The following is an 11,954-nucleotide window of genomic DNA, read 5'->3' as shown; positions in this document are numbered from 1 at the left end:
TTTCGCACATCAGGTGGCGAGTTTATACTTGACTGTTTTTCCGGCACCGCAGTTGTGATCGCCCCGCGCGGAGCAAGTCCGAGGCCCGGCCCCGTATTAGCAGCATATAGGTAGAGTGTGGACACGATTTATGTAAGGGGTGCTCGCACCCACAACCTGAAGAATATCGACCTGGATATTCCCCGCGATAAACTGATCGTTATTACCGGCCTATCCGGTTCCGGTAAATCCTCCCTGGCCTTCGACACCCTCTACGCCGAGGGGCAGCGCCGCTATGTGGAATCCCTCTCCACCTACGCGCGCCAGTTCCTATCGATGATGGAAAAGCCGGATGTGGATACTGTCGAGGGGCTATCGCCGGCCATTTCTATCGAGCAGAAGTCCACCTCTCACAACCCACGCTCCACCGTGGGCACCATCACCGAGATCTACGACTATCTGCGGCTGCTGTTCGCCCGGGTCGGCGAACCCCGCTGCCCCGAGCACGACGAACCCCTGCAAGCCCAGACGATCAGCCAGATGGTGGATCAGGTACTGGCTTTACCGGAAGGCAGCAAAATTATGTTGCTGGCGCCGGTAGTTCGCGATCGCAAGGGTGAGCACCAGCACGTGTTTGAACAACTGCGCCGCGACGGGTTTGTGCGGGCACGGATCGACGGGGTTACCTGCGACCTGGACGACACCCCCAAGCTGGATAAGCGCCGCAAGCACACCGTTGAGGTGGTAGTCGACCGCTTTAAGGTGCGCGAAGATCTGCAACTGCGCTTGGCGGAGTCCTTTGAAACCGCTCTGAATCTCACCGACGGCATCGCCTCCATCAGCTTTATGGATGGGGACCAGGAGGACCGTCTGTTCTCCGCCCGCCACGCCTGCCCGGTGTGCGACTATTCACTGGATGAGCTGGAACCACGCCTATTTTCCTTCAACAACCCCGCCGGGGCCTGCCCCAGCTGTGATGGCTTGGGGGTCAAGCAGTTCTTCGATGAAGACAAGGTGATTATCGATGCGGAAAGCAGTATTTCCGAGGGCGCCATTCGCGGTTGGGACAGACGCAATATCTACTATTACCACATGCTCGACTCCCTCGCCGAACACTACGGTTTCGATCTGGATAAGCCCTGGAAAAAATTACGCAAAGCCCACCGCAAGGTTATATTGCAGGGCAGTGGCGACGAAGAAGTCGACTTCAGCTACGTCAACGATCGCGGCGATGTCACCGTGCGCCAGCACACCTTCGAGGGCATTATTCCCAACTTTCAGCGCCGCTACCGGGATACCGAGTCCCAATCGGTTCGGGAGGAGCTGGCCAAGTACCTGAGCACACAAAAGTGCCCAGAGTGTCACGGCACCCGCCTGCGCCGCGAGGCCCGCCATGTCTTTGTGGATAACCGTACCCTGGCGCAAATTACCGAGCTGCCGGTAGGCGATGCGTTCGAGTACTTCGACCACGAACTGACTTTTAAGGGCGCTCAGAAAGAGATTGCCGATAAGATTCTCAAAGAGCTGCGCGATCGATTCCGCTTCCTCGTCGATGTCGGCCTGAATTACCTGACCCTAAACCGCAGTGCCGAAACCCTGTCCGGCGGTGAGGCGCAGCGCATCCGCCTCGCCAGTCAGATTGGCGCTGGCCTCGTGGGGGTTATGTATATTCTCGATGAGCCCTCCATCGGTTTGCACCAGCGAGACAACGAGCGCCTGCTCAATACCCTCACCCACCTGCGCGATCTCGGCAACACCGTGATTGTGGTGGAGCACGACGAGGATGCCATTCGCAGTGCTGACTTTATTGTCGATATCGGCCCCGGTGCCGGTGTCCACGGTGGAGAGGTTGTGGCAGCGGGCAGCGCCAGTAAAATTGCCAAGTGTAAAAAATCCCTCACCGGCCAATACCTCTCCGGCAAAAAGAAAATTGCCGTCCCAGAGGAGCGTTACGTCCCCGACCCGGACTACCTGCTGCGCCTCGAAGGCGCCAGCGGCAACAATTTGCAGGATGTCGACCTGGAAATCCCAGTAGGATTATTTACCTGTGTCACCGGTGTATCCGGCTCCGGTAAATCCACACTGATTAATACAACCCTGTACCCGCTCGCCGCCACAGCACTCAATAAGGCCACAACCCTTAAGGCTTCCCCCTATAAAGCGGTACACGGCCTGGAGCACTTCGACAAATGCGTGGATATTGATCAGAGCCCTATCGGGCGCACGCCCCGCTCCAACCCGGCAACTTATACCGGTATTTTTACCCCCATTCGCGATCTGTTTGCCGGCACCCAAGAGGCCCGTTCGCGGGGTTATAAACCCGGGCGCTTCAGCTTTAACGTCAAAGGGGGCCGCTGCGAGGCCTGTCAGGGCGACGGCGTAATTAAAGTGGAAATGCACTTCTTACCAGATATCTATGTCCCCTGTGATACCTGTCACGGCAAGCGCTACAACCGCGAGACCCTGGAGGTGCACTACAAGGGTAAAAATATCCACGAGGTTTTGGAAATGACCGTGGAGGATGCCCGAGAGTTCTTTGACCCGGTACCCGTAATCGCCAAAAAATTACAAACCCTAATGGATGTAGGTCTGTCCTATATCAAACTGGGGCAGGCCGCCACCACCCTCTCAGGTGGTGAAGCCCAGCGGGTAAAACTCTCCCGCGAACTCTCCAAACGCGACACCGGACAGACCCTGTATATCCTCGACGAACCCACTACCGGCCTGCACTTTGCCGATATCCAATTGCTGCTGGACGTTCTGCACCGCCTGCGCGATCACGGCAATACTATCGTAGTGATCGAACACAATCTGGACGTAATAAAAACTGCGGACTGGATTGTAGACCTGGGCCCGGAGGGTGGCTCTGGCGGCGGGCAAATTATTGCCACAGGGACACCCGAGGACGTCGCAGAAATGGATATTTCCCATACCGGACGTTTCTTAAAAGCAATGCTGGATTAACTGAACAAGAGAGGATGCCGACCTAGAACTCGGCACCCTTTCTTATCAATTTATTTAAGAATAACGACTAGGCAGACTCGATAAAATATGAGGCTTTTAAATCGCGAACACGTGAATTTAGTTATCGCGGTAAGTGCAATTATGATTTCTCTGGCATATTTCTATGCCACCTACTTACAAGCCAGTGCCCCAATGACCAAGCATCTTAATAGACAGGCCCCTAGCATTTAAACCAACTCCAATTTAGTACGATCGGGATGCCACAGTGAATATCGATATCAACTGCGATCTGGGTGAAGGTACGGATTTACACAGCTGTGATAGGGACGCTCAAATCATGCCGTTTATTTCCCGCTGCAATATAGCGTGCGGTGGTCACGCCGGCACCCTAGCTATCATGGCCAGATCTATAGAAAATGCACTACAAAATAATTTAAAAATTGGCGCTCACCCCAGCTATCCCGACAGGGATAATTTTGGCCGAAAATCGCTAGACATCCCACAAACAAAATTACTCGACTCTCTCTGCGAACAAATAGATCGATTAGAAAATATTGCACACCAGCTTGGAGCCAAGCTCGACCATATCAAACTACACGGCGCTCTCTATAACGATGCAGAATCAAACAGAGAAATGGCCAAAAGTATCACCACCCTATTTAATAAACGCTACCCATCTCTAAAGGTTTTGGGCTTAGCCAATGGCGCCATGCAGCTCACCGCCCCCCATAAAGCATTTATTCGCGAAGGCTTTATCGACAGGCAATATCTGAGCGACCACCAACTCGCGCCTCGCTCACTGAGCAACGCGGTTATTAGCGAGATAGAAAGGTGCCTGGAGCAGGCAACTTGCCTGGCAAAGGGGTTGGAGTTTAAAGATTACCACGGCGGCAAATTACTATTTTCCGTAGACACCCTCTGCCTTCACGGTGATAACCCCCAGGCGCCCGCTATCGCCAGACAACTCTATCAACACCTCAACACCAATGGTGTGAGTATAGTTCGATGACACACTCCAGCCCGCCAACACTGCCAACCCTGATTGCCAACGGGGATTGTGCGGTAGATATTCGCTTTCCCGGACAGCCCAGCAAGGCACTTAGCCGGACAATTATCGACTTAAGAGCAGCGCTGTTAGATGAAGATCAAGCAGGTATTATCGATATTATTCCCGCATATCAGTGCCTGACCGTTATTTTCAGCCCGGCTCTATGGGAGTATAAAGCCCTATGCCAACTACTCAGTAAAACTATCGGGGATTTTCTCCGCAACCCTCCCCCACCCCCCGACAAGCCTCGTATAGTGCGTATTCCTGTATGCTACGAGGAGGGCTTTTCTCCAGATCTGGAGATTTTAGCTAGGCACAGCAAACTATCCCCACAGGAAATTATCAGGCGGCACAGTGCACGACGTTACTTAGTGCATATGCTGGGCTTTACCCCAGGCTTTTTATACCTTGGCGGGCTTGACCCAAAGCTCTACTGCCCAAGAAAAGAAACCCCCAGAACAAGAATTCCCACAGGTGCAGTGGGTATTGGCGGAGAGCAAACCGGTATCTACCCCCAGGCCACACCGGGCGGATGGCAAATTATTGGCCAGACACCGCTCAATCTTTTTCAACCAGCAAAGCCCTGCCCCTTTATCGCTGCGCCCCTAGATGAAATCGAATTTTACCCAATAGATACCCGGCAATTTCACCAACTCTCACAGAGCGCCAAAAACAAGCTCTCCTAACAAGGAAAATTTATGGGCATTCGCTTTATTCGCGCGGGGTTACAGACAAGCATTCAGGACCTGGGGCGCCCGGGATTGATGCACTGTGGAATTCCCTGGGGAGGTGCTGCCGATCCCCTGTCGATGAAAATAGCCAACCTACTACTGCAAAACCCCCTGGGAAATCCGACTTTTGAAATCACCCTGCTCGGACCTAAAATCGAATTTTTATGTAACCTCACTATCGCTATAGCCGGAGGCCAGTTCAGAGGTGCCTTAAACAATAATCCACTGGAAAACTTCCGGACTTACAAGGTTAAATCCGGGGATATCTTAGATATTTCCCAGGCGATCTCTGGCGCAAGAACTTACCTTGCAATTTCTGCGAAAATAGACACACCCGACATTTTAGGCAGCTCGGCAACCCATATTATTAGTCAATTTGGCGCAAACAACGGCAGACCAATAGGCTCCGAAGAGATTATCCCCCTAAAAGAAATTCACCCGACAAAAGAGCTCGGCCTCGAGCCAAGGTTTCACCTCCACTACTCCAAAAATTTACAGCTGCGAGTAGTACCTGGAGCAGAGAGCAAATTATTTTCCAGGGAGTTTATTGAGCAGTTCTACCGGTCAACTTATCCAGTATCCCCCCAGAGCAACCGCATGGGTATTCGCCTATCCGGCAAAAGCGACTGCGCCCCCTATAATATTAAAACCGGCAAAGAGCAGCTGCGATCATCTGGGCTCTACCCCGGCAGTATTCAGGTGCCGGCGGATGGAAACCCTATCATCTCATTTATTGAAGGACAGACTATTGGTGGCTATCCCCGAATAGGTCATATTATAAAATCAGAACTCCACCGTCTGGGCCAGCTATCCCCCACAGACAAAATAGCCTTTCAAAAAATCAGCATTGAAGAAGCACAGGAAATCCTCAAACAGAAGCAGAAATTATTAAATGACTTACAGTGCAGTCTAGGATTCCAATCAAAAGAACCTCTATATATTTAACCCCAACAATAAAAAATACTGGCTCTATATTTCCCCAATCAGGCGCCCCAAACCACACAAGAAACTATTGCGCCAAAATATGCGAGTAAATTCCGGCAAACAGAAATAATTTTGAACAGCGTTCTACGTACATCAAAAAAATTGTGACCAACAAGTTTTTAAGCTTATCCTGCTAGACCAAAACAATATTGTTAACTAACCTCATTACGCTTTACCCAAACAGCGATTTGGATTGGCGCACTCCACCGCCCAATCAAAGGGAGCAGGTAAAACTCCAGGCAATAAATTCAGGAGCGGGGAATCGCAATCCAAAGAGAAAACCAACAATACCGACAGGGGACTAATAATGATAAAAATTCTCCGCAGTTTTATCTCGATATTCATATCGATCTCACTACTTATCAGCACGGCCGCCCATGCAGAACCAGGCGACTATAACTTTTGGACAACTCTCAAACATTTACTCAATCCACCCAGCGCCGACGAACCGGTAACCTCACAACAAACTCAGGGAATGTACCCACTAACAATGGACGACCCTGACTTCGATGATGACTTTGATCCCGCAGACTATAATACCTGGCAAAAAATTGATGTCCCTGCCAGCACTGGCGCCATGTGTGGAAACGGTTCAGCCTATAAGTTTTTTGTTCATCGGGTTCCCGATACCAGCAACACTATTTTTTACTTTGAAGGTGGTGGCGCCTGCTGGGATTATGAGAGCTGTTCAGGGCAAACCGGCATTCGCGGCGCCCGCAATCCCAATGGCATTCCCGACGACTACCTCAGCAATGTACACCTGTTAGATTTCACCAATCTCGACAACATTGCCACTGCCGGGGTCTCCCCCTTAATTTACACTCACCACCCCTACGACCAATACAAAACCGGTGAATGGAATATGGTTTATGTCCCATATTGCACCGGGGACATTTATGTCGGGGATAAAACAGAAATATACGCAGATAGTAGCGGCGAAAACCCAGATCTTATCTGGCACCACAATGGATTACGCAATGTGCAAGCTGTAACATCCTGGGTCAAGAATAATTTACAGAAGCCCAAACAAATGCTCGCGACGGGATGTAGCGCGGGCAGTATTGGCGCCCTGCTAAACTATTCAAAACTGCGCGAGGATATGGACGTTGACTACGGTTATCTGCTCGACGATTCCGGCCCTCTTTACCAGGCTCCCCTCGATGGCGAAGACAGCGCCACATTCCCCTCACTGCCACTGCATAAGGAGGTAATCAGCGCCTGGACAACCTACACGCCGAGCAGTAATCCCAGCGCAGAAAACCCTATCGCCATGCTCTCGGCAATAACTCCCGGATTTGAGGCCAATGAATTAGCATCCATTTATGCAGCCCTATCCAACAAATTCCCCGCTGACCGCCTGGGTATTACCCACTTTCTTGCTGACGGGAACTTCTCGTCTTACTCTTACGAAAGATTCTATGAGGATATTTACAATGATCCAGATGCAGAATCCCGCCTGAATAAATTGCGCCAGCGCTGGCAAAAAGACACCCATGAAAACTTGATTCCACTATTGGAGCAAACCAGCAACTGGGGTTATTACTTCCCCATGTTCCGCAACCTCAATGAGAGCCACTGCACCACCATTATCGATTTAAACTATGGTGAGATTGCTGAGCACGGGCTTGAGCTAGAGGATTTTCTCGACAATATTATCAATCATAACGGCGGCGGGATGATTCGGGCCTACGAAACAGACGACGTCTCAGACTATGAGAATAACACTAACTGGTTCTATGACCTGATCGCCTTATTTATGTAGTAAGAATGGAAGTTCAGCGCTGCCAGCAACTCACTGGCAGCGCTTTGGAAAATTAACTGCCATATACAGACTCGCGAGCTTCCTGCAGGCGCTTGCGCAAGTATTCATCCTTGCTCATACCCTCGGGAAAGGACGTCATCTGCTGAACCTCCTCGACGATAGAGCGCTCCATAGCCTTATAGGAGGAAAAACCGGGCTCCTCGGCAGCGGGATCGTAATCCCTAATGGCTATTTGCGCTTTATCCCGATAAACATTAAATAGCGCTTCTGCCCGGCGGATAAATTCAGTTCGGTCTGGAGTATTTTTTTCCAGCCAGGCCAATTTCATCGAGAGTGCTTCGGAGGCGCTAACACGCGCTTCCCGCTCTATTTTTTCAATGGTATCCCAGGCCTCTTCAGCGGAGAACTCCCCCAAGCCGGCAAAGTAATCCTTCAGTGCCTGCTTCACACTCTCCCGATCCAGATAAGCTTGAACACGGGGGTGATTTAACAGCTCTTCGTCTTCAGCATTTTCCAGCTGTGGCTGGGGCATACTGTCAGAAATATTCTGTGCTGAGCCACTGTCATCTTTTAGCGGCTTTATTATATCGCGCACTTTCTCCACGCCTGAGCGCACATCAATATCGTAGTGATCGACCGCTACAACGGCGAGGACTGCCACCCCAACAAGAAAAATTAGTTTCTTCATAATTAGTTACCGAGCAAATTAGAAATTATATATTTGCCTATCGCTAACTATCTAAGCAGAGAAATGGAAGGGCATAAAAGGAAATAACGCCCGCTCCAATGAACGGCGCGTCAATATCTTCCCCAGCATCAACTAGCCAACCCAGTTTACAGCCTGCTCATCATCTTTCTTGCCCACGCAGGGCTCATCCTTGGTCTTTGGCGCCACATAACCCACCTGCTGCTCCCTCGGTAGATTGGCGGACTCCCAGTTGGAAACGGCTTCTGCACAGAGGCTGCGTTGCTCAGAGGTTAGCACAACACCATTGGGCCATTTTCCAAGCTCAATAGCCCGCTTTAAGCTACCCACAATCTCCGGGTTCAAACGTTTTAACAACTGCTCAAAAGACATACAAAAATCTCCTTACCGCAAAAAAAAGGCCGGTCTAAGACCGGCCTTCCGTAGCGCTAACTAGCAACGCTTAAGCTTCAGCAGCTTCGTCTTCTACTTGAGGACGGTCTACCAGCTCAACGTATGCCATCGGCGCCTTATCACCAGCGCGGAAACCGCACTTCATGATACGGATGTAACCACCGGGACGGGCTTCGTAACGAGGACCCAGCTCGTCGAACAGCTTGCGCACAGCATCCTTATCACGGATACGGGCGAAAGCCAGACGGCGGTTAGCAACACTGTCTTTCTTAGCCAGAGTGATCAGCGGCTCGGCAACGCGGCGCAGTTCTTTGGCTTTGGCCAGTGTGGTTTTGATCAGTTCGTGCTCCACCAGAGAGGCGCTCATGTTCTTGAACATGGCCTTGCGGTGAGCGCTCGTGCGGCTGAATTTACGGCCACTATAGCGATGACGCATGACTCAATTCCTTACGACCTAAGTTGCTGTCACAGCAGGTCGTTCTGGAGCGGTGTCGCGCTAAGCTGTAGCACCGCTCGGGTTCTTTCTACTAGTCGCAGCATCGCCGCGACTACCAAATGCTTACAGGGGGCTTAACTTGCTGTCGCCTTTCAGGCTGGCCGGCGGCCAGTTTTCCAGGCGCATACCCAGGGACAAACCGCGGGAAGCCAGTACATCCTTGATTTCAGTCAGAGACTTCTTACCAAGATTCGGCGTCTTCAGCAGTTCTACTTCAGTGCGCTGGATCAGATCACCGATGTAGTAGATGTTTTCCGCTTTCAGACAGTTAGCCGAACGTACAGTCAGCTCCAGATCGTCTACCGGGCGCAGCAGTACCGGATCAACTTCCGGCTCTTCAGCCTTCGGTTGTGCATCCTTCTCGCCTTCCAGGTCCACAAATACTGCGAGCTGTTGCTGCAGGATAGTGGCGGCGCGACGAATTGCCTCTTCCGGGTCCAGGGTACCGTTGGTCTCCAGGTCCAGAACCAGCTTATCCAGGTCGGTGCGCTGCTCTACACGCGCGCTTTCCACGCTGTAGGAAACGCGACGCACTGGGCTGTATGAAGCATCCAGCTGCAGACGGCCAATTGCACGACTTTCCTCTTCCTCGTCACGACGAGCATCGGCGGGCTGATAGCCGCGACCGCGCGCTACAGTGAGACGCAGGTTGAGCTCGACATCACCAGTAATATTGGCGATCACGTGCTCAGGATTAACGATCTCGATGTCGTGATCTACCTGGATATCTCCAGCAGTCACTGCACCTGGGCCCTTTTTGCTCAGGCTCAATACCGCCTGATCCTTACCGTGCATAACAACGGCGATTTCTTTCAGGTTGAGCAGGATTTCAATTACATCTTCCTGCACACCTTCGATCGCGCTGTACTCGTGCTCGACACCTTCGATTTCCACCTCGGTGACGGCGCAGCCCGGCATGGAGGACAGCAGGATGCGACGCAGCGCATTGCCAAGAGTGTGGCCAAAGCCACGCTCCAGGGGCTCCAGAATCACTTTGGCGTGATTCGGATTGTACTCGGTGACGTCAATACGACGCGGTGTCAAAAACTCGTTGACAGCAGTCTGCATAGCCATACCTGTTTACAGTTGCATTCCTTAAAGTGGACTAATTGTTACTTAGAGTACAGTTCCACGATAAGGTTTTCGTTGATCTCTGCCGGCAGATCGACACGATCCGGAGTGCGCTTGAAAGTGCCTTCCAGTTTGCTCGCGTTTACGTCTACCCACTCGACATCGCCACGCTGGGCAGCGAGGGAAACGGAATTCTGGATACGCAGCTGCTTCTTGGCTTTTTCACGTACAGCGATAACGTCGCCTTCTTTAACCTGGAAAGAAGGGATGTTAACGGTAGTGCCGTTTACCAGAATCGCTTTGTGGGAAACCAGCTGACGCGCTTCAGAGCGAGTTGAGCCGAAGCCCATGCGGTAAACCACGTTGTCCAGACGCTGCTCGAGAAGTTGCAGCAGGTTTTCACCTGTAGCGCCCTTCAGACGTGCCGCTTCCTTATAGTAGTTACGGAACTGCTTTTCCAGTACGCCGTAGATACGACGAACTTTTTGCTTTTCACGCAGCTGAATACCGTAGTCGGACAGACGACCGCGACCCGCGCCGTGCTGGCCGGGCTTGGATTCTGCGCGACACTTGGAGTCGTGCGGACGAACACCACTCTTCAGCTGCAGGTCAGTCCCTTCACGACGGGACAGTTTACATTTTGGTCCAATATAACGTGCCATTTTGTCAGCCCCCTCTTACACGCGACGCTTTTTAGGTGGACGACATCCGTTATGCGGGATTGGCGTCACGTCGGTGATGTTGGTGATCTTGTAGCCGCAGTTGTTCAGTGCGCGAACGGCAGATTCGCGACCGGGGCCGGGGCCCTTAACTTCTACGTCGAGGTTTTTCAGGCCGTATTCCTGAGCTGCAGTACCTGCGCGCTCAGCGGCAACCTGGGCTGCAAACGGGGTGCTCTTACGCGAGCCACGGAAGCCAGATCCACCTGCGGTGGCCCAGCTGAGGGTATTACCCTGGCGATCAGTGATCGTCACGATCGTGTTGTTGAACGATGCGTGGATGTGGGCAATACCGTCGACAACGGTCTTTTTGACCTTTTTGCGAACAGTAGTTTTTGGCTTAGCCATACCAGTATCCTAAATCCTGTATCAAATCCCCTCGGCGATTAGCCGGACGGGGCATCTTGAACCGCGATTTCGCGCCTTAGTTAAGGCTTACTTGCGAATCGGCTTGCGCGGACCCTTACGGGTGCGAGCATTGGTCTTGGTGCGCTGACCACGCAGCGGCAAGCTGCGACGGTGACGCAGACCGCGATAACAACCCAGGTCCATCAAACGCTTGATGTTCATGGATATTTCACGGCGCAGGTCGCCTTCCACGGTCAGTTTTGCAACTTCACCACGGATGGTTTCGATCTGCTCTTCAGACAGTTCGCGGATTTTGGTGGATTCAGCGATACCAACCGCTGCCAAAATAGACTTAGCCGTAGTGCGACCAACCCCATAAATGTGGGTCAGGGAGATTACGGCGTGCTTGTGGTCTGGTACATTGACACCAGCAATACGTGCCATAGAGGCATACTCCACGTATTGGAGCCACTGCTTTATATATAAGTATGTGACTCTACTTTGATTTCGGCGCTGACAGCGACTAAAAAACCGGCGGCGCCACCAAAAAGGCGCGCAAGAATAGCTTTTCAGACACTAATTTGCAATAGCCAACGTCCGCAGCGGTCCCCCGAAGCGGATGAAGACGACAGTCAACGCCCCCAGTTGGAAGCTCGCTGTTGCTCACTTCCCACCCCAAAAGTTCCCGGGGTGTTGCCATCCGATACGGGGCTGTATCGAGTGGCGAATTCTTCCAGCTTTTACAGAGGCGCC

Annotated in this window: 12 protein-coding genes; 5 read left to right on the top strand and 7 right to left on the bottom strand. The window is 52.0% G+C overall.

Annotation, left to right across the window (positions count from 1 at the left end; all coding sequences use genetic code 11):
- Positions 1-117 precede the first annotated feature (117 nt).
- The 5 genes from uvrA (at position 118) to ACJJIF_RS17505 (ending at position 7,468) form a co-directional block, all read left to right on the top strand.
- Positions 118-2,943 (top strand): excinuclease ABC subunit UvrA, encoded by a 2,826-nt coding sequence (gene uvrA, locus ACJJIF_RS17525; RefSeq protein ID WP_444929576.1) that lies wholly within the window; start codon positions 118-120, stop codon positions 2,941-2,943.
- 265 nt (positions 2,944-3,208) lie between these two features.
- Positions 3,209-3,952, top strand: a complete 744-nt coding sequence (pxpA, locus tag ACJJIF_RS17520) for a 5-oxoprolinase subunit PxpA (RefSeq protein WP_444929575.1) — start codon at positions 3,209-3,211, stop codon at positions 3,950-3,952.
- Positions 3,949-4,677: a 5-oxoprolinase subunit PxpB gene (pxpB, locus tag ACJJIF_RS17515; RefSeq protein ID WP_444929574.1), complete on the top strand. Its 729-nt coding sequence runs from the start codon at positions 3,949-3,951 to the stop codon at positions 4,675-4,677. The genes pxpA and pxpB overlap by 4 nt, the downstream gene beginning before the upstream one ends.
- A gap of 12 nt (positions 4,678-4,689) precedes the next feature.
- A complete protein-coding gene (locus tag ACJJIF_RS17510; RefSeq protein ID WP_444929573.1) occupies positions 4,690-5,667 on the top strand; it encodes a 5-oxoprolinase subunit C family protein in 978 nt (325 codons plus the stop codon).
- Between the two features lie 346 nt (positions 5,668-6,013).
- Positions 6,014-7,468, top strand: a complete 1,455-nt coding sequence (locus ACJJIF_RS17505) for a pectin acetylesterase-family hydrolase (RefSeq protein WP_444929572.1) — start codon at positions 6,014-6,016, stop codon at positions 7,466-7,468.
- A gap of 52 nt (positions 7,469-7,520) precedes the next feature.
- Here the strand turns inward: ACJJIF_RS17505 and ACJJIF_RS17500 are convergent, their stop codons facing one another.
- From ACJJIF_RS17500 to rpsM, 7 genes are all read right to left on the bottom strand, one after another.
- Positions 7,521-8,156, bottom strand: coding sequence for a hypothetical protein (locus tag ACJJIF_RS17500; RefSeq protein WP_444929571.1), 636 nt, complete (start codon positions 8,154-8,156; stop codon positions 7,521-7,523).
- Positions 8,157-8,288: 132 nt separating this feature from the next.
- Positions 8,289-8,546 carry a YeaC family protein gene (locus ACJJIF_RS17495; protein ID WP_444929570.1) on the bottom strand — a complete coding sequence of 86 codons (258 nt, stop codon included), beginning with the start codon at positions 8,544-8,546 and terminating at the stop codon, positions 8,289-8,291.
- A 70-nt stretch (positions 8,547-8,616) separates the two neighbouring features.
- A complete protein-coding gene (rplQ, locus tag ACJJIF_RS17490; protein WP_108731671.1) occupies positions 8,617-9,003 on the bottom strand; it encodes a 50S ribosomal protein L17 in 387 nt (128 codons plus the stop codon).
- A gap of 123 nt (positions 9,004-9,126) precedes the next feature.
- A complete protein-coding gene (locus tag ACJJIF_RS17485; protein WP_444929569.1) occupies positions 9,127-10,131 on the bottom strand; it encodes a DNA-directed RNA polymerase subunit alpha in 1,005 nt (334 codons plus the stop codon).
- 44 nt (positions 10,132-10,175) lie between these two features.
- Positions 10,176-10,796: a 30S ribosomal protein S4 gene (gene rpsD, locus ACJJIF_RS17480; RefSeq protein ID WP_108731669.1), complete on the bottom strand. Its 621-nt coding sequence runs from the start codon at positions 10,794-10,796 to the stop codon at positions 10,176-10,178.
- Positions 10,797-10,811: 15 nt separating this feature from the next.
- Entirely contained in the window at positions 10,812-11,201 is a 390-nt protein-coding gene (gene rpsK / locus ACJJIF_RS17475) for a 30S ribosomal protein S11 (RefSeq protein WP_020411406.1), read from the bottom strand.
- 87 nt (positions 11,202-11,288) lie between these two features.
- Positions 11,289-11,645, bottom strand: coding sequence for a 30S ribosomal protein S13 (gene rpsM / locus ACJJIF_RS17470; RefSeq protein ID WP_282934388.1), 357 nt, complete (start codon positions 11,643-11,645; stop codon positions 11,289-11,291).
- Positions 11,646-11,954 lie beyond the last annotated feature (309 nt).

Source organism: Microbulbifer regidiadema (SeqCode) (genome assembly GCF_052467605.1).
This window is presented reverse-complemented; position numbering and strand designations above follow the sequence as displayed.

Coding starts and splice junctions, on each gene's coding strand:
- pxpB (WP_444929574.1), top strand. CDS start 3,949: ATGACACACTCCAGCCCGCCAACACTGCCAACCCTGATTGCCAACGGG.
- ACJJIF_RS17510 (WP_444929573.1), top strand. CDS start 4,690: ATGGGCATTCGCTTTATTCGCGCGGGGTTACAGACAAGCATTCAGGAC.
- ACJJIF_RS17505 (WP_444929572.1), top strand. CDS start 6,014: ATGATAAAAATTCTCCGCAGTTTTATCTCGATATTCATATCGATCTCA.
- ACJJIF_RS17500 (WP_444929571.1), bottom strand. CDS start 8,156: ATGAAGAAACTAATTTTTCTTGTTGGGGTGGCAGTCCTCGCCGTTGTA.
- ACJJIF_RS17495 (WP_444929570.1), bottom strand. CDS start 8,546: ATGTCTTTTGAGCAGTTGTTAAAACGTTTGAACCCGGAGATTGTGGGT.
- rplQ (WP_108731671.1), bottom strand. CDS start 9,003: ATGCGTCATCGCTATAGTGGCCGTAAATTCAGCCGCACGAGCGCTCAC.
- ACJJIF_RS17485 (WP_444929569.1), bottom strand. CDS start 10,131: ATGCAGACTGCTGTCAACGAGTTTTTGACACCGCGTCGTATTGACGTC.
- rpsD (WP_108731669.1), bottom strand. CDS start 10,796: ATGGCACGTTATATTGGACCAAAATGTAAACTGTCCCGTCGTGAAGGG.
- rpsK (WP_020411406.1), bottom strand. CDS start 11,201: ATGGCTAAGCCAAAAACTACTGTTCGCAAAAAGGTCAAAAAGACCGTT.
- rpsM (WP_282934388.1), bottom strand. CDS start 11,645: ATGGCACGTATTGCTGGTGTCAATGTACCAGACCACAAGCACGCCGTA.